This window comes from Sneathiella sp. D3-11, assembly GCF_055809395.1.
This window is the reverse complement of record NZ_CM147911.1, coordinates 3,613,229-3,633,415: the sequence shown is the minus strand read 5'-3', so window position 1 is coordinate 3,633,415 and position 20,187 is coordinate 3,613,229. Positions and strand designations below refer to the sequence as shown.

The window sequence follows — 20,187 nt, the reverse complement described above, 5'->3', positions numbered from 1 at the left end:
CCTGACTATTAAAGGAGAATGACCCATGCCAGGGGATACACCAGTCAATGCCCAAATTACCGATTCAGTCACCCAGTCAAACGTAAGCGTATTAGGTGACGCACCATCCATCGCCATGGCAAATGCCTATCAGGTATTTGCCCAGGTCGTCGGCGCAAGCATGCAGAATGCCGTCTCGAACCAGCAGGGCGCCAACACGGTTGACCTTGCCGTAACAACCCAGGGTACGAATGTCCTGTACGCCATGTCGACTTCGGCGGATGCGAAAGCAACCTCTGAGATTCTCGGTGGCAACCCGGTTGCCGAGGCCCTCACCTCACTTCAGGCGGCCTCTCGCGCATTCTGATTTGATTTTTCTCACGAATTGAACATTAAAGGAGTTAAATAATGGCGGATAACACTTGGATGAACAGCCAGATTACTGACGCTGTCACACAAACCAACGTCAAAGTTCTGGGCGATGCGCCCGCGGAATCCATGGGCATGCTCTATCAGATGATGGCCCAGTCAACAGGTATGTCCATGCAGAACATGGTGGCCAATCAACAGCATAAGAATTCCATCGATTCTGCTGTTGTAACGGGAGCAGTGAGCATGCTCTACACCCTCGATGTGGCGGCGGAAGGCAAGGCAACACAGGAAGTCTTAAGCGGAAATCCCGTGGCAGAAACCATGGCGTCACTGAAAGGCGTGCTGGCTAGTTTCAAGGAAAGCAATCCAAACTCTCCAAAGTTTAACACCTAACCCCGCCGGCCCGAGAAGACCTCTCTTCTCATTGGTATATCGAATATTGCGCCGTTTGGCCTTTGCCGGTCAATCGCGCAATATTCGAGCCGCCAGCAGCTATGATAACAGGATAGTCCCATGACAGCGCAAAGAAATACAGTACACGTCAAATCGGTGAACAGCCAGATTACGGATGCCATTACCCAGTCCAACACCATGATTATCGGTCTTGCGCCCGCGCAATCGATGGGCACATTGTACCAGACGACCGCCCAGGCCGTCGGGGTGGCTGTCCAGAACGCCGTCGCGAACCAACAACATATGTACAGTCTCAGCCTCGCCTCAACAGCGCAGAATCTGAATTCGCTTCTGTCGCTATCGTCCGCCACGGCCGGGCGCAGCACCGCTGGCTTGCTCTCACGCTCTGGATACGCACCAACAACACATTATCATACCCCCCATGTGGCGCCCACACATGCGTCCACACATACCCCCACGCATCAGGCATCCCACATCCCGCCGCAAACGCCTATGAAAAAATAGCGCTCGAACAACCAGTCCGGAATTTCAGTAAATAAACAGGAGAGCGGTAATGACGTCAGAATCCTATGTAAACAGCCAAGTCACAGGATCCATCGCCCAGACGAATTTGAGCGTACTTGGCGATGCCCCCGCGGAGGCCATGGCTATTCTATATCAACAGATGGCCCACACGATCGGGCTGGCGCTTCAGAATGTCATTTCCCAGCAGCAGCACAGCTACTCCATCCATAACGCCATTACCATCGCAGCCTCCAAACAATTGCTAAGCAGCGATCCGGCAACAGCGGCAAAAGCCTCTCAGGACTTGATTGCGGGCAGCGCCATCCCGGAAAACCTTGCCGCCCTTCAGGCCGTGGTCAATGAGCTTGGTAAACAGCAATAATCTGCCCGGGATATGACGCGGCGGCCATGCCGGAAAACGGAGGGTTAAATCTGACCCCAAGAAAGCTGAGGTCCGATGGCAATTTAGAAACATTAATATGAGGACGTTCAGTCTCATGGAACGCAAAAACTATACTCAGCAGGAGATCAGAGCGATCCTTCGAGAACTCATCGACGGCCAGTCGGTGGATGATACCGCAAAGCGATACGGCATTTCCAAGGCCACCATTTATCGTTGGAAAAAACGCGCGGAACAAACGGGCGCAGAGGAAATTAACCGCCTCAAAAAGGTTGATGGAGAGAACCAGAGACTAAAATCACTCCTCGCCGAAGCGGCGCTTGAAATCCAGGCATTGAAGGAACAACTCAAGTCGCGTGGCTGGGCAAAAGCAGAAGATCGCGATTAACGCCATATGACTTCATTCCGGCGTTGATCAATGGACGGATGACTGTATAAAGAGGTATGTCGCGTAACCCGTCCCAAATACTTACCTCCATCTTCGGATACCCTGCCTTTCGTGGGGAACAAGCACAGATTATTGATCATATACTCGCCCGGCGCGATGCGCTTGTCCTGATGCCGACGGGCGGCGGTAAATCGCTTTGTTATCAAATCCCTGCCCTCTGCATGGACGGGACGGCGATTGTCATTTCACCGTTGATCGCACTTATGCAGAACCAGGTTGAAGCTCTGCAACAGCTTGGCGTTGCAGCTGCGGCGCTTAACTCCGCCCACTCCATGGAAGAACAGGCGAGCATTCGAAATGCGTTTCTCAACGGAGAGATCAAACTCCTTTATATCGCACCGGAGAGACTTTTCTCTGGCGGCTTTATCGATTTGTTGCAACGCGGCGATATTTCTCTTTTCGCAATTGATGAGGCGCATTGCGTCTCTCAATGGGGTCATGATTTCCGCCCCGAGTATCTACGCCTCGAGATTCTCGCTGAAAAATTCCCATCCGTACCACGTCTCGCCCTCACCGCGACAGCCGATGCGCCGACGGAAAAAGATATTATCGAGCGTCTTGGACTAACGTATGGAGAGATTTTCCGTGCCGGGTTCGATCGACCGAATATTCGCTATCGCCTGACCGCGAAGACAAATGGCGTCACCCAGCTTCTTAACTTCATTAAGACAGAACATGAATCCGATGCGGGAATTGTCTATTGCATGTCTCGCCGCAAGGTCGAGCAGACGGCGGAGAAAATTGCCGCAACCGGCCGGATCGCGCTTCCTTATCATGCCGGTCTGGATCCGGAACTGCGACGCGAAACACAGGCCCGCTTCCTGAAAGAAGATGCCGTCATTATTGTCGCCACCATCGCCTTTGGCATGGGTATCGACAAGCCGGACGTCCGTTTCGTTGCGCATCTTGATCTCCCGAAAAATATGGAGAGTTATTATCAGGAAACGGGGCGCGCCGGGCGCGACGGTCTACCCGCCAATGCATGGCTCGCCTATGGGCTTCAGGATGTCGCGAAGCTGAAATCACTGATGCAGAACCCGGACAAGACGCTACAGCAGCAAAAACTTGATCGGGGCAAACTGGAATCACTTCTACAATTTTGTGAAAGCGCCCTATGCCGTCGTCGACTCATTCTGGAGTATTTCGGTGAAACACCTCCCGAAACTTGCGGCAACTGCGATAACTGCCTCGAACCACCGGAAATGTTCGATGCAACGGAAGCCACACAGATGGCGCTTTCCTGCATTTATAGAAGTGGGGAAATGTTCGGCGCGGGCCATATCATAGACATTCTGCTCGGCGCGGATACGGACAAGATCAAAAAATTCGGACATGATCGCCTCAGCACCTATGCCGTGGGAAAGGGGTTCTCACGCGCTGACTGGCAATCAATCTTCCGCCAACTTTTGGCACTCGGCCTGCTTAATGTCGACACTGAGGGTTATGGCAGCCTGTCCCTGAATGAGAATTGTCGGTCGGTTCTTAAAGGCGAGACCAAGCTTGATCTTAAAAAAGCCCCGATCCGCTCACGTAAAGAAAAATCCGCCTCCGGTCCGAACCGAAGCTTTGGTAATGAGCAGGAAGAAGCGCTGTTTAATTACCTTAAATCTATCCGCCTCAGCCTCGCAAAGGAACAAAATGTTCCGCCCTATGTCATCTTTCACGACAAAACCCTGATTGAGATGGCGCAACTTAAACCAACCTCGCTCACTGCTTTCGGGGAGTTGCAGGGCGTCGGACGCAGCAAGCAGGAAAAATACGGACCCGCCTTCCTGAAAGCGATCGAGGAAAACTATTCCTGAGATTTCATCTCTCGGCCAACCTCCGTTTGTTACGTCGGCGTCAACAATTAAAATTGCAATCACGTGCCACATGAATATTTACCTATATTAAAGGCAAAATTCATTCTTATTTACAAAGATTACAGGAGGGGACATGCTGCGCCTCGATATCAACAGTAAAATACATGAAGTCGATGTCGAAGAGGATACGCCTCTTTTGTGGGTCTTGCGCGATACTGTCGGGCTTAAGGGCACAAAATTCGGGTGTGGCATTGCCGCCTGTGGCGCCTGTACTGTCCATGTGGATGGGGAGGCCGTGCGATCCTGTAGCTACCCCGTATCCGATGCTGTGGGCACTAAAGTCACGACGATAGAAGGCATTGGCGGCGAAAATTTAAATCCGGTCCAGCAGGCCTGGATACTGGAACAGGTGCCGCAATGCGGATATTGCCAATCGGGCATGATCATGGCGGTCTCCGCCCTCCTCGCGGAGAACCCGGACCCGAGTGACGAAGACATCGCGGACAGCATTACCAATATTTGCCGCTGCGGTACATATCCGAGAATCAAGCGGGCCATAAAACGCGCCGCCGCATTGCAGGAAGGGAATTAACATGGGTAAATTCTCTCTCTCCAGACGCAAGTTTCTGGTCGCCGGGGCGCTTGTCGGCGGCGGCATCGCTGTCGGCTATGGCTTTCTTCGTAAGGGTGAGCCTGACAATGCCGCACTTACGGCCACAACCGAGGAAGGAGAAGTTGCCCTCAATGCTTATGTGAAGGTCAATAAAGACGGCCTAATCACAGTGGCCGTTCCGCGCTCAGAGATGGGTCAGGGCGTCTACACTGCGCTCGCAATGCTCGTCGCCGAGGAAATGGACGCAGATTTCAACGACGTCATAGTAGAGCAGGCACCCGTTGCTGATATCTATGCGAATGTAACTGCGCTGCAGGATGCCCTACCCTTTTCCGACAAGCATCATGAGGGCGAAGACACCGTCGGCGCATGGGGCATGGCGAAGCTCGCCGGCTTTCTCGGTGTTCAAGTCACAGGCGGCAGCACCTCCGTCCGCGATGCCTGGATTCCTATGCGTCAAGCGGGCGCGATGGCAAAGGCCATGCTGGTCCATGCCGCCGCTCGCACCTGGGATGTGTCGCCAGAGGAGATTACCGTTAACAATGGCGTTATCACTCATGCGGGCAGCGGGCAATCCGGTGGCTTTGGCGATTTTGTGGAACTCGCCGCTTCGGAAGCGGTGACGCTTGATCCCGTCCTCAAAAACAGCAGAGATTTCTCCCTGATCGGTACTGCGCAACCGCGCCTCGATATCCCATCGAAAGTAGATGGCACCGCGGTATTTGGCGTTGATGTGGAACTCGAGGGAATGGTCCATGCGGCCGTCAAGCTTTCCCCTGTAATTGGCGGCACACTCATCTCCCATGAGGCGGCAACAGTGAAAGACATGCCGGGCGTTCTGAAGGTGGTACCCTTTGAAAGCGGTGTTGCGGTGATCGCCGATAGTTTCTGGCGCGCAAAAACTGCCGTTGAAGCCCTGCCCGCCGTATTCGAGCCCGGCTCTGCGCAAGAATATTCCTCGGGCGGTATTATGACTCTGCTGGAAGATAATCTAGAAAGTGACGATGCGCGCATCTATGCAGAAGACGGTGACGCTCTTGGCGCAATCAGAAAATCACAGGCTCCGGTTAAGGCCATCTACAAAGCGCCGTTCCTCGCCCATGCCTGTATGGAGCCGATGAACTGCACCGCCAAGGTAACGGAAACCGGCGTTGAAATCTGGATGCCCAATCAGGCGCCAACCCTTGTTAAATGGTTTGCCGAGAAAATTGCCGATGTACCGGCGGAAAATGTCAAAGTACATACCACCTTGCTTGGCGGCGGGTTCGGACGACGGGCGGATATAGATCTGGTCGTCATGGCGGTGACCATCGCGAAAGAAATGAAAAACCGCCCGGTCAAGCTTCTCTGGACCCGTGAAAATGATATCCAACATGACATGTACCGACCCGCCGCCGTCAGTCAATTTGAGGCAGCACTCGGACCGGATGGCAAAATTTCTGGCTGGGCCAACCGGATTGTCAGCCAGTCGGTATCGGGCAGTTTCACCGCGCGGTTGCTTCCCTGGGCCACGATGGATTCCCCGATAACACCACGAGTGAAGGCGCGGCAGATATCCCTTATGAGTTCACCAGCCGCCTTGTCGATCACGTGCCGGTAAAACTGCCAATTGAAGTAGGGTTTTGGCGCAGTGTTGGCCATTCCTATAACGGCTTTTTCACTGAATCCTTTATGGATGAAATGGCCCATACCGCAAAGGCAGACCCGGTCGAGTTCCGCCTTGCTCATCTGGCAAACCATCCGGATTTCGCAAATGTATTGAAACAACTCGCGAAGGTCAGCAACTGGACCGTCCCACTTGGGGCGGGTCGGGCGCGCGGCGTAGCGCTGCATGAGTCTTTTTCTTCAATCGTTGGACAGGTCGTCGAAATCACAGTGACCAACGACAAGGAAATAACCGTCGATAGAGTCTATTGCTTAATCGATTGCGGTGCGGTCGTTAACCCCGATACCGTTAAGGCGCAGATGGAAAGCGGCATTATCTTTGGTCTTACCGCCGCGCTTTATGGCGAGATCGAGATTGAGGACGGTGCTGTCATCAACAGCAATTTCCCCGATTATGAAATGGTCCGCCTTGCCAATTGCCCAGAGATAGAAGTACATCTTGCGCCAAGCGGACGGATGCTCGGTGGCGTCGGGGAACCCGGTACACCGCCCATCGCCCCGGCCCTCACCAACGCCATCTTCGCCGCAACAGGCGAGCGCATTCGGGAGCTTCCCATCACAAAATCCGGATTTATAGGATAGCGGACTGGATCATCTGGCGGTATTCTGTTCCTCGACCAGTTCTATACAGGATGGAATATTGCCATGATCTCATTTGCAGAAATCTGTGCAACAGCAGAAGAAAATGCGGGCGGCGCGGACGCGCTTGCCGCACGGATGCCTGAACTTAAAACTGAAAATGAAATTCGCCGCACCCCCGCCGCCGAATTTTTCTCGAATATGAGCTTTCGTATTTTCTCCACTGGTCTTAATCAGGCAATGGTCCGGGGTAAATGGCCCGCATTCGAAGAAGCTTTCCATGGCTTTGAGCCTGCGAAGGTCGCCTTTATGTCCGAGGATGATATCGCCGCCCTGATGGACAACACGGCAATTATTCGGCATCTCGGCAAGATACGAGCGACCCATCACAACGCACTCGCCTTAGTCGAGGTGGAAAAAGAATTTGGCTCTGCCGGTGCCTATATCGCAGATTGGCCGACAAATGACCTGGTCGGGCTGTATACGGATATCAAGAAACGTTTCAAGCAGCTTGGTGGCAATTCGGGCCCCTATTTCGTCCGCATGATGGGCAAGGATGGCTTTATCCTGACCAACGATGTGGTGGCCGCATTGAACAAGCTCGGCGTCGCCAGCGGCAAGCTCACCGCGAAAAAGGATCAAGCAGCGGTGCAGGCCGCCTTTAATGCCTGGCATAAGGAAAGCGGCGCACCATATGCTGATATCAGCCGGACGCTAGCCATCTGGACCGGATAACCAGGCCTCCTATTGATTAAATTTTATTTGCGATGCATAGATAGGCTTGCCCTTAAATAAAGCAAAAGAAGAATAAAATGTCTGGCCCACTCGACGGTATTCTCGTCATCTCCCTCGAACAGGCGGTTGCCGCCCCCTATCTTTCTTGCCGTCTCGCCGATGCCGGCGCACGAGTCATCAAAGTCGAGCGTCCTGAAGGCGATTTCGCCCGTAACTATGATACGGTCGTGAATGGCGAAAGCGCTTATTTCGTCTGGCTCAACCGGGGCAAGAGGTCCGTGCAGATCGACATCAAGAAGGAGGATGACCTCGCGCTTCTGAAAAACATGATCGACAAGGCGGATGTCTTTATCCAGAACCTCGCGCCCGGTGTTGTCGGGCGCTATGGCCTTGACTGCGAGACACTGCAGGCGCGCAATCCTCGTCTCATTACTGTCGACATCTCCGGTTATGGGGAGGATGGACCCTATTCGAAAATGAAGGCCTATGACATGCTGGTCCAGAGTGAAACCGGCCTGGCCATGGTTACCGGATCACCGGAAGGGCCCGGGCGTGTCGGTGTGTCAGTTTGCGATATTGCAGCAGGGATGCATGGCCTCGTCGGCGTGTTGGAAGCCTTATACGAACGCGACCGAACCGGCCGGGGGCGCGCCGTCAAATCGACCCTGTTTGCCGGGATGGCCGACTGGATGACGGTCCCGCTGCTGCATCAGGAATATGGCGGCAAGGCGCCGGGACGCGGCGGTCTCTCCCACCCGTCCATTGCGCCCTATGAAGCCTATGAAACCAAGGAAGGCGGCCCGGTCGTCATTTCCATCCAGAACCAGACGGAATGGCGAAATCTCTGCGAGCATGGGTTGCAGAACCCCGCGCTTGCCGATAATCCCCGCTTTGCAACCAATGAACAGCGCGTCGCCAACCGGCCCGCACTCAATGCCGAGATCGACAAGATTTTCGGTCAACTCCCCCGGACTGAGGTAATCGACCGACTGCAGAAGGGCCGCATCGCCTTTGGCGCCTTGAACAGTGTTGCTGATCTCTCAGATCATCCGCAGCTTGAACGCACGACTGTCGAAAGCGGATCGGGGCCCGTCAATCTTGTCGCCTCTCCCGTTCATCTGACCGGGCAATCAGGGCAATATAATTCAATTCCCGCCCTTGGGGAGCATAACGAGAAAATCCGTAACGAGTTTACAAATTGACATGCCAAGTGCGCGACTAAAGCTGCTGGAGGAAAAATACGGCGAACGCTTTAAATGGTTCGCGGTTCTAGCTGTTATTTTTGGTCTGCTGGCGAGTATTTTCTCCTCGACCATGATCAATGTCGCGCTCACCAACATCATGGCCGACTATAGCGTGACGCAAGCTTCGGCGCAGTGGATGTCGACCGGATTTCTTTGCGCCAATGCCGTCTGCATGCTGACCTCCGCCTGGTTGTTGCAGAATTTCGGCGCGCGGAAGACCTTTCTGTTCGCCTCGACGCTGTTCTTCACTGGCTGCATGATCGGCCAGTTTGCCCCGGCGTTTAACCTGCTGATCTTCGCACGTATCCTGCAGGGAGCTGGCGCGGGGATTATCCAGCCACTTTCTATGGCGCTCGTCTTTATGCTGTTTCCGGAAAATAGGCGCGGCGCGGCAATCGGAACTTTCAGCATGATCGTGGTGTTGGGGCCCGCCGTCGGCCCAACCATTGGCGGCGTGATCACAGATGTATTCAATTGGCACTACACCTTCACGGCCGCCCTGCCGCTTTCGTTCTTAGCTGCTGTCGCCGGATGGATATTCCTGCCAGACCGGGATGATGCGCAGCAATCGAGCCGCTTTAACCTGATCAGCTTCCTGCTTATCGCTCTGACCGTCAGCACCTTGCTTACCGGAATGTCTAACAGCCAGTTTTATCCTGTGAGTCATCCTAAGGTAATAATTTTTCTTGCCATCGCCCTGACCAGTTTCATCCTGTTTATCGGGCGGGAGAAAAAGAGCAAATCGCCACTTCTGCGCCTCGACATGTTTCGTAATCTCAAATTTACCTCAACCGTCATCGTTGGCGCTATTACCAGTGCGGGCATGTTCTCGACCATCTATATGCTTCCGCTCTTTTCCCGGACGGTGCAACTCAGCGACGCGACAGAGGCCGGATTACTCCTCCTCCCGGGTGGGCTCGCGCTTGCGTTCGTGTCGCCTATTGCCGGGCGGCTGGTCGATCGCCTGCCCGGGCATCGCCTACTCTATACTGGTATTATTCTGTTCGTTATCTCAATATACGCCCTCACTTTCGCGGATAAGGCGAGTGGGTTCTGGATGATCGCCGGCTGGGTCGTTATCGGCCGCGCTGCAATAGGCCTGATCCTCCCGGCCAACAGCACGTTGTCCCTTTCCAGCGTCTCATCACAACAGGTGCCGCAGGCCTCCGGCGCTTTGAATTTCTGCCGCATGCTTGGCGGCACCATCGGGGTCAATATCATCGCCGTGCTGATCACCGCCCGCTCCGCCCATTACGGGTCCGAGATCATGGCCGCAAACGGCGGTGTGGCTCTAACTGTTGAGCAAACAGTCGAGATGATGACGCTTACCTTCCATGACTGCTTCATGGTGTCCGGTGTTGTTTTCGCTTTTGCCCTGATCCCCGTCACCTATCTCGCGCGCCACGCGAAGGAATAAAAAAAGCCCCGCAAAAATCGCGGGGCTTTCTTCTTCGTTAGCTTATCGGGCTTAGAGATCCTTAAAACCCTTGCCTTCTTTAACCAGCCTTTCAAGGAGCGGTGCCGGTGTCCATTCGTCACCATGCTCCGCCTTGAACTTGAGCATATCGTTATAGATATTCTCAAGGCCGATATGGTCCGCATAGCGCATAGGGCCGCCTCGGTAAATCGGCCAGCCGTACCCATAGACCCAGATCACGTCAATATCGCTGGCGCGGGTCGCAATCCCTTCTTCGAGGATTTTTGCCGCCTCATTGATCATCGGATAAATGCAGCGTTTGAGGATTTCCTCATCCGAGACTTCGCGCCGGTTGATCCCGGCATCACGGGCGGCCTTGACGATAATTTCCTCGACAATCGGATCTGGTTGCGGTGTGCGGCTACCCTTTTCATAATGATAGTAGCCATCGCCCGTCTTCTGGCCAAAGCGGCCGAGCTCACAGATCGCATCAGCAACCGGGCTGGTCACGCCCCTGCCCTGACGGATGCGCCAGCCGACATCATTCCCCGCAAGGTCAGACATCGCGAACGGTCCCATCGGGAAGCCGAAGTCATAGAGAACCCGGTCAACATCTTCCAGTTTCGCGCCTTCAAGGATAAGCTGCGCCGCCTGATCGCCGCGCTTGGCGAGCATCCGATTGCCGACAAAGCCATCGCAAACACCAACCATGGCCGGAACTTTGCCGATTTTCTTGGCAAGTGCCATGCAGGTCGCCATAACGGTGGGGCTGGTTTTCTTGGTCCGGACTTCCTCCAGCAACCGCATCACATTGGCCGGTGAGAAGAAATGCAGGCCAATGACATATTCAGGCCGGCTCGTGGCTTCACCAATCTCATCGACATCAAGCGTAGAGGTATTCGTCGCGAGAATTGCGCCCTGCTTGCAGATTTTATCAAGCTTGCCGAAGACCTCTTTCTTCACATCCATATTCTCGAAGATTGCCTCAATGACGATATCGACGTCTTTGAGGTCCTCAAGATTGGTGGAACCGGTCAGCAGGGACATGTTCTTGTCCATCGCCGCCTGTGACATCCGTCCTTTAGAGACAGTTGCTGCATAGTTCGACTTGATAATGCCAAGTCCCTTGTCGAGCGCCTCCTGAGAGGTTTCGACAATCGTCACCGGAATACCGGCCTGCAGGAAGTTCATCGCGATGCCGCCGCCCATGGTGCCTGCGCCGACAATACCCGCAGTCTTGATATCAATCAGAGGCGTGTCTTTCGGAACATCCGGGATCTTGTTGGCGAGCCGTTCGGAGAAGAAGAAATACTGCTGTGCTTTTGCCTGTTCTCCGGCTAACAATTCCGTGAACAATTCGCGTTCGCGTTTCAGACCCTCCGGGAACGGCAGGTTAACCGCGCCCTCGATAGCCTTAATACAGTTTTCCGGCGCTTCGAAGCCACGGAACTTCCGGGCATTCTTTTTGCGGAATTCATCAAAAATGGCCGGATTTTTCTTAGCTTCTTCCAGCTTGTCGTTCTGCTCACTGATTTTCACGAGCGGACGGCCTTCGGCAACAACTTTCTTGGCAAAGGCGATGGCACCTTCGGTTAGGTCACCGTCGATTAATTCATCGATAAGCCCGGCTTCAAAAGCCTGGGTTGCCGGTACATGCACACCGGAGGTAATGAATTCAAGCGCCTTTTGCACACCGACAACACGCGGCAGGCGCTGCGTCCCGCCGGCACCCGGCAGGATCCCGAGTTTCACTTCCGGCAGGCCAACCTTGGCGGAGGCAACTGCAACACGGTAATGACAGCCAAGCGCTGTTTCCAGACCGCCGCCTAGCGCTGTGCCATGAATGGCCGCGACAACAGGCTTAGTCGAGCTTTCCATGGTAGCGATGACGTCATTTAGCCCAGGTTCCTGCGGGGGCTTGCCGAATTCTGTGATATCCGCACCGGCAATAAAGGTTCGCCCGGCGCAAGCCAGCACAATGGCGTTGACAGAGTCATCGGCAACCGCCGCCTCAATTCCACCCTTGATCCCGGCGCGCACGCCCTGGCTCAGAGCATTCACGGGCGGGCTGTCAACGGTAATGACACCAACGGTCCCTTGTGCCTCGTAACTGACAAAATCAGTGATGGCAGTCATTTTCTTTTTCCTTCCTTCTGGGGTTCTTATTGACTGTATCTGTCTCTTTTAGTTTCTTGTTGGATCGTCAGCAACACGAACCAGCAATTTCCCGAAATTCCTGCCTTTCAACAGGCCCATAAAGGCTTCTGGCGCATTTTCGAGGCCTTCAACGATATCTTCGCGATATTTGAGCTCCCCGCTTTTGATCCATCCACTTACATCTTTCAGAAACGCTGGCAAATGATTGAAATGGAAGGAAATAATGAACCCCTGAATGAGAATTCGGTGAGTGAGAACCGCACGCATCAGCGCGGGCAGCATATTTGTACCTTGTGGCAGTTCCGTCATATTATACTGCGAGATCAGTCCACAAAGTGGCATGCGGGCGTCATCATTAAACAGCGGCAAAACCGCCTCAAACACTTTACCACCGACATTTTCGAAATAGACATCAATGCCGTCCGGGCAGGCTTTCGCGAGTTGCTCAGGGAAATCCGCATCCTTGTAGTTCAGACAGGCATCAAAGCCGAGCTCATCCACAACAAAGGCACATTTTTCCGCAGATCCGGCAATCCCGATCGAACGGCAACCCTTGATCCGGGCAATCTGGCCGACGACACTACCAACCGCACCAGAGGCCGCGGCAACAACAACCGTCTCCCCTGCTTTTGGCTTACCTATTTCAAGCAGGCCATAATAGGCGGTTAGCCCGGGCATACCCAGTACACCGACGCCGGTTGAGATTGGTGCCTGATCGGGGTTGAGTTTCATCACCCCGGTCCCATCGGAGAGGCAATAGCTCTGCCAGCCGGTGCCGCACATGACATAATCACCGGTCTTGAACTGATCATTATTCGATTCCTCAACCACGCCAACGCCGCCGCCGACCATGGCCTCGCCCAGGTTCGCACTATCTGCATAGCTTTTCTCCGCGCCCATTCGGCCGCGCATATAGGGATCAAGGGACATATAAATGACCTTGACCCGAAACTGGCCCGGTCCCGGTGTTGGCACAGCTGTTTCCACCAATTCGAAATTATCCGCGGTCGGCTCTCCGACGGGCCGTGATTTAAGCAATATCTGCTTGTTCATTGCTGACATTTGAAGTGCCTTTCATCTCATTGTTTTTGTTCATATTAATTATATCTCTTCCGACCGAATCATTAAACAGACAGGCGACGAGATCCGCACGATTGGAAAGTACTGCTCCCTGGTTGATATATTGTTTGTCCGTTATTTCATTCTTATCTACCGAAAGCGGCTGCGCCATGATCAGCGCCCTCCCCACCCGTCGGCTCGGTGACGGGTTTGCCTGATTATAACGACTGAGTTTCTCCTGAACAGCCTCAATCAGCGACGGAGCGATAATCCGCCCGCCATCCGCTGACAGCGCGTCCGCCTGTTCCGCGTATTGCTTGTGCCTGACCTCGGTCAGAAGGATCATGATCCCAATTTCCTCCCGGTCGTGGCCGGCAATCACCACATCGCGGGCAAGCGGGTCAAGCGCATCCACGAGCGACAGGCGCAGAGACCCCGTGCTGACCCAGGTCCCGTTGGACAGCTTGAAATCCTCGGCGACGCGGCCATCAAAGATCATGCCCGACGCCGGATTGTCGGGATCAACCCATTTAACCGCATCGCCAATACAATAGTATCCTTCCTCATCGAAATATTGGGCGGTGAGGTCAGGCCGTTTATAATAGCCTGCGTGCACATTTGGCCCCTTGATCCGAATCTCCAGCTTTTCCCCGATCGGGAGGATTTTCACCGTAATACCGGGCGTTGGCAGGCCGATCAGCCCGACCCGTTCGCTATTCCAGTGAACCGCCGTTCCTGTGCCTGTTGTTTCCGTCGCGCCCCAGCCTGTCCCGAAGGGAATGCGCATACCCGTATATTTGATGGCGAGATGCTGCATCCGTTCGAACATTTCCTGCGAGAGGGCGGCACCGCCATACTGGCAGATCTTGAGGTTCTTGAAAAAGGCGTGTCCCAGTTCCTCGTCCTCTTCAAGCTGGTCAGCAAGAAAGCTGTACGCCGCCGGGACTGTGCTGAACCGAGAGGGAGAGACAATTTTAAGATTCTCGATGGTCCGACCGAACAGAGCCGGAACAGGTTTGCCATCGTCGATGTAAAGTGTGCCGCATGTCCTGGCAATAGCGAAGAAATTTACTGTGCCGCCGTAAGTATGATGCCACGGGAGCCAATCAAGAACACGGGTTGGATCATTTACCGGGTCAGAAGGTTCCGATATAAGCTCAAGAGTCTTCTGCGCCGAACAAAGCATTGCCTGCGTATTCGGTACTGCCTTCGGCATACCGGTAGAACCAGACGTAAAGAGGATCATGGCAAGACTATCGCCATTCACAGTATTGTAGGCTTCTTTAACAGCTTGCCTATCCTTGGTGCCCAGCATATCGGAGAATCTCTTCCCGCCATGTAGTGCTCCGGTCACTGTCACGAGTTCAATATCGGATAGATCGAGGGCATTCAACGCATCTGCAAAAGCATCTCCATCTTCGGCGAAAATCAATCCTGGCTCTGTCAGTTCAACCGCATACTGCAACCTCGAAAAATCCGTCCCCAACAGGGAATAAGACGGAGAACAGGCAGTGATCGGCACACCAACCTGCAATGCCGCAACTTTCAGGATCGCATGGGAAAAGCTGTTACCGGACAGGATCATAACGGATTTTTTCGTTCCATATCCGTTTGCAAGAAGATAGCTGCTGATCTGATCCGCCTCTTCCTGTAATTGTTTATAGGTCAGTTCTGGCCAGTCACCGCCGGGGCGACATTGCACAAGATACGGACGATCCGGGTAGTCAGTTGCCGCGCGGCGGAAATACGCCCCAATATTCGCCATATACTCGCCTAGCGCGATATTACTCTTGACAATCCAGCTTCCATCGTCATTTTGGGCGACCGAAATATCTGGAGTCGGCCGGTTAAATGGCCGAAATGGGATAGATGAAGTCATATTGGGGACAAACTCCGTTATTTTTTTTGTTCTATTTTAAGCATCGGGCTGTTATTGTAAGAATACTGACAAATTGTTGTAATAATTGCCAGCAATAGACGCGAAAAATATAAAAATAAAAAGGTGGGAGGCGGATGAGTCAATCAACACCCGTCACGGTGGCGTCAGACAGGGCCAGCAAGAGAAAAGAAGAAAAGCGCAACCGATTATTGGCGGCGGCCCGCAAGCTCTTTGTGAGCAAGGGCTATCACGAAACGAGACCACAGGATATTGCCAAAGCGGCAGACGTCGCCCATGGCACCTTCTACAGTCACTATACGGACAAGCGGGAAATCTTCCTCGCCTTCGCGAGCGGTGCACAGGAGGATTTACACTCCTTTGTTCATTCTCGCATTCCAAAGGTCAATAGTTTCGAGGAGTATATCCGGTATAGCCTCGTGGCCATTCAGGAATTCGCCGAACAAAACCCCGGCCTGCTTCGCTCGGCGCTTGTGGATACCAAGGTTTTTGATCCAACGGATTCTACGTCCAAGGAAGTGCGCACCAGATTTGCATCGGGGTTCATTACACGGCTCCAAGATGCAAAGGTGGCGGGAGAGCTTTATGAAGATATCGACCCGGACCTGATTGGCCATGCTATGATGGGCCTGATTCAATTCTCCGCGCCGATGGCTTATCGTAAGGGCCAAAGTCGTCAAGAGTATGTCAATCACTTAAGTCGGTTCCTGACCCGCGCTCTCGTTAAATCACCGAAAACTATCGCGTAATCAACCCCACGGTCCTTTCTTGGGCCGGGATCGATCATGCGGAACATCGGTGTAAGGCGTAGAACCGCGTGATGATTTTTTCTGAACATTCCTTCGTGGGAATATCTGTCTTCGCGACCCGTACGGATTTTCCGACTGCTAGTCGGAACAAGCGATTTTGCCAATTCCGCCAATTTTGCAACCCGGTTGGTCGTCGACGGATGGGTCGAAAACAAACTGTCTGCCCGCTTGCCATGCAGGGGATTGACGATAAACAGGCTGGCTGAGGCAGGGTTTTTCTCGGCAGTGATATTTTCAATACCGCGTGCCGAATTCTCCAGCTTCTGCAGCGCGCTTGCCAACCAATCCGGATTACCGCAAATTTCTGCGCCCGTATGGTCAGCGGAGTATTCACGCGTCCGGCTGATCGCCATCTGGACCAGCATGGCACCCAAGGGGGCAAGAATCATGAGGGCAATCGTACCAATGATACCAATCCGGTTATCCCGGCCGCCGCCAAAGAATAGCGCGAAATTCGCCAGCATACTGATCGCCCCGGCAATCGTCGCCGTGACCGTCATGGTCAGGGTGTCGCGGTTCTTGATATGCGCAAGCTCATGGGCAAGCACGCCCGCCGTTTCTTGGTCATTCAAAATCCTCATGAGACCAGTGGTTACAGCAACGGCCGCATTCTCTGGATTGCGGCCCGTCGCGAAGGCATTGGGCTGTGGATTTTCCATGATAAAGACTTTCGGCATGGGAAGTTCGGCTCGTGCCGCCAGATCCTCTACCATCTGATAAAGACCCGGCGCCTCGCTCCGGCCCACCTGACGCGCGCCATACATCTTTAGCACCATCTTGTCCGAATTCCAGTAGGCAAAGCCGTTCATCGCCACCGCAACGGCAAGCGCTATCAGCATACCCGTCATCCCGCCGAGGAGAAATCCCACGGCCAAAAACAACGCGGTAATGGCGGCGATCAGTAATCCGGTTTTGACGTAATTCATGGTCCTGTATCCAATAGACATACCTTCAAAGGCGCTCATTATATGTATTGGAGATGCGTAAAATATCAAGCAGCTGCGCAAAATATGGCAACCACAATATTACCCCGGAATTGCCGTTTTTCCGCCACAACCAACCATCAAATGAAAATTTACCGGTTAGTTAGTAATTTACTAGAAACCGGCAAGTCTAGGGAGAAAGTGCCGTCCCTGCCAATTTTACCCCGATTGGACCGGGACGGCACAGTCGAGTAACCAGTAGCGTAAGAAGCCGGCAGGATGGCAGACCTGCCGGCTTTTCGTTTGTTTATTGCCCGGCCAAGGCTTCGCCAGAGGCCATTTTCGCAATCAAGCCTTTGATGGAGGCCACCGCCTCTTTTCCCTTCGTGCCGTCGGGACCGCCTGCCTGCGCCATATCAGGACGGCCACCACCGCCTTTGCCACCAAGCGCCTCAGAACCGGCGCGAACAAGATCGACAGCACTGATATCATTAGTCAGATCCCCGGTGACGCTGACCACGATGGAGGCTTTCCCGTCGTTATTACTAATCAGGACAATCACGCCACTTTTAAGCTGTTTCTTGATCTCATCAGCCATAGGTTTCAGGTCTTTTGGCGGGACATCGGAAAGCAAACGCGCCATCAGGGATATGTCACCAACCTTCTCCGGTGCCTCAGGCGCACCGCCGCCTCCGCCGCTTACCAGCTTCTTGCGGGTATCGGCGAGTTCACGCTCAAGTTTCTTGCGGTCCTCAAGTAGGCTCTTAATACGGTTCCCAAGATCCTGCGGCGCGATTTTGAGGGTCGCGGCCGCATCGGCGAGGATTTTCTCCCGTTCATTGACATAGTCAAGAGCGGCTTCCCCGGCCACGGCCTCAATCCGGCGGACACCTGCGGCAAGGCCACTTTCACTAACAATTTTCAGAAAGCCGATATCGCCGGTGCGCGCGACATGAGTGCCGCCGCAAAGCTCCGCTGAATAATCTCGCCCGGCGCCCTTAGTCTCATCCAGCCCACCCATGGAGACAACACGAACTTCATCGCCATATTTTTCTCCGAAAAGCGCCATGGCGCCTGCCTTGATTGCCTCTTCGGGCGTAGACAACTGGATATCCACATCGGCATTCACGCGAATACGGTCATTGACCATTTTCTCGACTTCGGCAATTTCCGCGTCAGTCATTGGCTTCTGATGTGCGAAGTCAAAACGCAGACGATCTTCGGCCACGAGAGAGCCTTTCTGCGTCACATGATCACCGAGCGTCTGGCGTAACGCTTCATGCAGCAAATGAGTTGCCGAATGGTGGGCACGCAGGCGATTACGGCGATGCTGATCGACATGTGTTTCCACCACGTCATCAACATTCAATTCACCCTTGGTGACCTGTCCGATATGGATAAAGAGGTCCTGCTTCTTTTGGGTATCTTTTACCACCATTGCAAAGCCATCGACAGTTTTCAGCATGCCGTGATCACCTTCCTGACCACCGCTCTCGCCATAAAAAGATGTCTGGTTGAGGACAACCATAATCTCATCGCCCTGCCCCGCGCGGTCCACTTCCTTACCATCCTTGATGATAGCCTGAACCTTGCCTTCCGCGGTTTCCGTCTGATAGCCTAAAAATTCCGTCGCACCGACTTTGTCATGCAGATCAAACCAGAGCGTATCCGTTGCGGCCTCCCCTGAGCCGGACCAAGCCGCACGAGCGGCTTCCTTCTGCTTTTTCATGGCGGCATCGAAACCAGCCTCGTCAAGTTCCCGTTTCTGACCGCGAAGAATGTCTTTCGTAAGATCGAGCGGGAAGCCAAATGTATCATAAAGCTTGAAGGCCACATCACCGGGAAGTGGATCGCTGCCACCCAGCTTTTCCGTTTCATCGCCGAGCAGCTTGAGGCCGCGTTCCAGCGTTTCCTTAAAGCGAGTTTCCTCCAGCTTCAAAGTTTCAGAAATCAACGACTGGGCACGGGCAAGTTCCGGGAAAGCGTCGCCCATTTCCTCGACCAGTGTCGGCACAAGTTTATGGACCATCGGTTCCTTCGCGCCCAGCATATGCGCATGGCGCATGGCACGGCGCATAATCCGGCGGAGCACATATCCCCGCCCCTCGTTCGACGGCAGTACGCCATCGGCGACAAGGAAGGAGGAAGAGCGCAAATGATCCGCGATCACCCGGTGGGACATCTTGAATTCCCCATCCGCCGAAATGCCGGAAACATCGGCCGATGCCTCGATAATATGGCGCATCAGGTCGATATCGTAATTATCATGCTTGCCCTGCAGGACAGCGGTTACCCGTTCCAATCCCATACCGGTATCAATGGACGGACGCGGCAGGTTTTCCCGCGCACCGTCGGCCTGCTGCTCGAACTGCATGAAAACGAGGTTCCAGATCTCGATAAAGCGGTCGCCATCCTCGTCCGGGCTGCCGGGCGGTCCGCCAGGGATTCCTTCCCCATGATCAAAGAAAATCTCGGAGCAAGGACCACAAGGCCCCGTATCACCCATGGACCAGAAGTTGTCGGATGTTGCGATGCGGATGATCCTGTCGTCGGAAAGGCCTGCAATCTTCTTCCAATAGTCTGCGGCTTCGTCATCGTCATGATAGACAGTAACGAGCAGCTTCTCTTCCGGCAGACCGAATTCCTTGGTCAACAAGTTCCAGGCCAGCTCAATCGCCTGATCCTTGAAATAGTCCCCGAAGGAAAAATTTCCCAGCATCTCGAAAAAGGTGTGATGGCGCGCCGTATAGCCGACATTCTCAAGATCATTATGCTTGCCGCCCGCCCGGACGCATTTTTGCGTCGTTACCGCACGGTTGTAGGGGCGTTTCTCCTGTCCGGTGAAAACATTCTTGAACTGCACCATGCCTGCGTTGGTGAACAGCAAGGTCGGATCGTTCCGCGGCACCAGTGGCGAGCTCTCCACCTTTTCATGACCATTCTTCGCGAAATAGTCGAGAAAGGAGCTGCGTATTTCTTTTGTCGTACTCATTTTGCCATTTCCGTTCACCTAAGCAGAAAAATGCGGCATATAGGCCGCATTGTTGCCGCTTTTAACCCGCCCTGCATCCGCTGTCCAGTTGGATTGCCCTAGCAAAGCGCGGAGGAGCCTGCTATTGAATAAGTAATCTTTTTTAACCAGTGAACAATAATAATAACATGGAACCGAT

The 20,187-nt window shown here is 53.8% G+C and carries 17 protein-coding genes and 1 pseudogene; 13 read left to right on the top strand and 5 right to left on the bottom strand.

Going from position 1 to position 20,187, the window contains the following annotated elements:
• Positions 1-25: 25 nt before the first annotated feature.
• The 12 genes from AC0L73_RS18315 (at position 26) to AC0L73_RS18260 (ending at position 10,172) form a co-directional block, all read left to right on the top strand.
• On the top strand, positions 26-346 hold the full coding sequence (locus AC0L73_RS18315; protein WP_227951873.1) for a RebB family R body protein: 321 nt from the start codon (positions 26-28) through the stop codon (positions 344-346).
• Positions 347-387: 41 nt separating this feature from the next.
• Entirely contained in the window at positions 388-744 is a 357-nt protein-coding gene (locus tag AC0L73_RS18310; RefSeq protein WP_227951872.1) for a RebB family R body protein, read from the top strand.
• Between the two features lie 120 nt (positions 745-864).
• Positions 865-1,269 carry a RebB family R body protein gene (locus tag AC0L73_RS18305; RefSeq protein ID WP_227951871.1) on the top strand — a complete coding sequence of 135 codons (405 nt, stop codon included), beginning with the start codon at positions 865-867 and terminating at the stop codon, positions 1,267-1,269.
• A 49-nt stretch (positions 1,270-1,318) separates the two neighbouring features.
• Positions 1,319-1,651, top strand: coding sequence for a RebB family R body protein (locus AC0L73_RS18300; RefSeq protein WP_473654518.1), 333 nt, complete (start codon positions 1,319-1,321; stop codon positions 1,649-1,651).
• Positions 1,652-1,766: 115 nt separating this feature from the next.
• Positions 1,767-2,057, top strand: a complete 291-nt coding sequence (locus AC0L73_RS18295) for a transposase (RefSeq protein WP_227951869.1) — start codon at positions 1,767-1,769, stop codon at positions 2,055-2,057.
• A gap of 56 nt (positions 2,058-2,113) precedes the next feature.
• A complete protein-coding gene (gene recQ / locus AC0L73_RS18290) occupies positions 2,114-3,919 on the top strand; it encodes a DNA helicase RecQ (RefSeq protein WP_473654517.1) in 1,806 nt (601 codons plus the stop codon).
• A gap of 133 nt (positions 3,920-4,052) precedes the next feature.
• Positions 4,053-4,511 carry a (2Fe-2S)-binding protein gene (locus tag AC0L73_RS18285; RefSeq protein ID WP_227951867.1) on the top strand — a complete coding sequence of 153 codons (459 nt, stop codon included), beginning with the start codon at positions 4,053-4,055 and terminating at the stop codon, positions 4,509-4,511.
• A gap of 1 nt (position 4,512) precedes the next feature.
• Positions 4,513-6,132, top strand: a complete 1,620-nt coding sequence (locus tag AC0L73_RS18280; RefSeq protein WP_473654516.1) for a xanthine dehydrogenase family protein molybdopterin-binding subunit — start codon at positions 4,513-4,515, stop codon at positions 6,130-6,132.
• Positions 6,133-6,203: 71 nt separating this feature from the next.
• The gene (locus tag AC0L73_RS18275; RefSeq protein WP_473654515.1) at positions 6,204-6,779 is read left to right on the top strand and encodes a molybdopterin cofactor-binding domain-containing protein; all 576 of its coding nucleotides are present in this window, start codon (positions 6,204-6,206) and stop codon (positions 6,777-6,779) included.
• A gap of 63 nt (positions 6,780-6,842) precedes the next feature.
• Positions 6,843-7,511 carry a DNA-3-methyladenine glycosylase I gene (locus AC0L73_RS18270; RefSeq protein WP_227951865.1) on the top strand — a complete coding sequence of 223 codons (669 nt, stop codon included), beginning with the start codon at positions 6,843-6,845 and terminating at the stop codon, positions 7,509-7,511.
• Positions 7,512-7,588: 77 nt separating this feature from the next.
• Positions 7,589-8,713: a CaiB/BaiF CoA transferase family protein gene (locus AC0L73_RS18265; protein ID WP_473654514.1), complete on the top strand. Its 1,125-nt coding sequence runs from the start codon at positions 7,589-7,591 to the stop codon at positions 8,711-8,713.
• A 1-nt stretch (position 8,714) separates the two neighbouring features.
• Entirely contained in the window at positions 8,715-10,172 is a 1,458-nt protein-coding gene (locus tag AC0L73_RS18260; RefSeq protein ID WP_473654513.1) for a DHA2 family efflux MFS transporter permease subunit, read from the top strand.
• 51 nt (positions 10,173-10,223) lie between these two features.
• Here AC0L73_RS18260 and AC0L73_RS18255 read toward each other — a convergent pair whose 3' ends face one another.
• From AC0L73_RS18255 to AC0L73_RS18245, 3 genes are read right to left on the bottom strand one after another with little or no spacing between them, the layout of a single operon-like run.
• On the bottom strand, positions 10,224-12,308 hold the full coding sequence (locus tag AC0L73_RS18255) for a 3-hydroxyacyl-CoA dehydrogenase NAD-binding domain-containing protein (protein WP_473654512.1): 2,085 nt from the start codon (positions 12,306-12,308) through the stop codon (positions 10,224-10,226).
• A gap of 48 nt (positions 12,309-12,356) precedes the next feature.
• On the bottom strand, positions 12,357-13,391 hold the full coding sequence (locus tag AC0L73_RS18250; RefSeq protein ID WP_473654511.1) for an NADP-dependent oxidoreductase: 1,035 nt from the start codon (positions 13,389-13,391) through the stop codon (positions 12,357-12,359).
• On the bottom strand, positions 13,360-15,267 hold the full coding sequence (locus AC0L73_RS18245; RefSeq protein ID WP_473654510.1) for an AMP-binding protein: 1,908 nt from the start codon (positions 15,265-15,267) through the stop codon (positions 13,360-13,362). The genes AC0L73_RS18250 and AC0L73_RS18245 overlap by 32 nt, the downstream gene beginning before the upstream one ends.
• A 134-nt stretch (positions 15,268-15,401) precedes the next feature.
• Here AC0L73_RS18245 and AC0L73_RS18240 point away from each other — a divergent pair, with 134 nt between their 5' ends.
• On the top strand, positions 15,402-16,034 hold the full coding sequence (locus tag AC0L73_RS18240; RefSeq protein ID WP_473654509.1) for a TetR/AcrR family transcriptional regulator: 633 nt from the start codon (positions 15,402-15,404) through the stop codon (positions 16,032-16,034).
• Here AC0L73_RS18240 and htpX read toward each other — a convergent pair.
• Positions 16,035-17,020 (bottom strand): annotated as a pseudogene (htpX, locus tag AC0L73_RS18235) (zinc metalloprotease HtpX). It abuts the gene before it with no gap.
• A gap of 304 nt (positions 17,021-17,324) precedes the next feature.
• Positions 17,325-20,009 carry an alanine--tRNA ligase gene (gene alaS / locus AC0L73_RS18230; RefSeq protein ID WP_473654508.1) on the bottom strand — a complete coding sequence of 895 codons (2,685 nt, stop codon included), beginning with the start codon at positions 20,007-20,009 and terminating at the stop codon, positions 17,325-17,327.
• Between the last annotated feature and the right edge of the window lie 178 nt (positions 20,010-20,187).

Coding starts and splice junctions, on each gene's coding strand:
- AC0L73_RS18315 (WP_227951873.1), top strand. CDS start 26: ATGCCAGGGGATACACCAGTCAATGCCCAAATTACCGATTCAGTCACC.
- AC0L73_RS18310 (WP_227951872.1), top strand. CDS start 388: ATGGCGGATAACACTTGGATGAACAGCCAGATTACTGACGCTGTCACA.
- AC0L73_RS18305 (WP_227951871.1), top strand. CDS start 865: ATGACAGCGCAAAGAAATACAGTACACGTCAAATCGGTGAACAGCCAG.
- AC0L73_RS18300 (WP_473654518.1), top strand. CDS start 1,319: ATGACGTCAGAATCCTATGTAAACAGCCAAGTCACAGGATCCATCGCC.
- AC0L73_RS18295 (WP_227951869.1), top strand. CDS start 1,767: ATGGAACGCAAAAACTATACTCAGCAGGAGATCAGAGCGATCCTTCGA.
- recQ (WP_473654517.1), top strand. CDS start 2,114: ATGTCGCGTAACCCGTCCCAAATACTTACCTCCATCTTCGGATACCCT.
- AC0L73_RS18285 (WP_227951867.1), top strand. CDS start 4,053: ATGCTGCGCCTCGATATCAACAGTAAAATACATGAAGTCGATGTCGAA.
- AC0L73_RS18280 (WP_473654516.1), top strand. CDS start 4,513: ATGGGTAAATTCTCTCTCTCCAGACGCAAGTTTCTGGTCGCCGGGGCG.
- AC0L73_RS18275 (WP_473654515.1), top strand. CDS start 6,204: ATGGATGAAATGGCCCATACCGCAAAGGCAGACCCGGTCGAGTTCCGC.
- AC0L73_RS18270 (WP_227951865.1), top strand. CDS start 6,843: ATGATCTCATTTGCAGAAATCTGTGCAACAGCAGAAGAAAATGCGGGC.
- AC0L73_RS18265 (WP_473654514.1), top strand. CDS start 7,589: ATGTCTGGCCCACTCGACGGTATTCTCGTCATCTCCCTCGAACAGGCG.
- AC0L73_RS18260 (WP_473654513.1), top strand. CDS start 8,715: ATGCCAAGTGCGCGACTAAAGCTGCTGGAGGAAAAATACGGCGAACGC.
- AC0L73_RS18255 (WP_473654512.1), bottom strand. CDS start 12,308: ATGACTGCCATCACTGATTTTGTCAGTTACGAGGCACAAGGGACCGTT.
- AC0L73_RS18250 (WP_473654511.1), bottom strand. CDS start 13,391: ATGTCAGCAATGAACAAGCAGATATTGCTTAAATCACGGCCCGTCGGA.
- AC0L73_RS18245 (WP_473654510.1), bottom strand. CDS start 15,267: ATGACTTCATCTATCCCATTTCGGCCATTTAACCGGCCGACTCCAGAT.
- AC0L73_RS18240 (WP_473654509.1), top strand. CDS start 15,402: ATGAGTCAATCAACACCCGTCACGGTGGCGTCAGACAGGGCCAGCAAG.
- alaS (WP_473654508.1), bottom strand. CDS start 20,009: ATGAGTACGACAAAAGAAATACGCAGCTCCTTTCTCGACTATTTCGCG.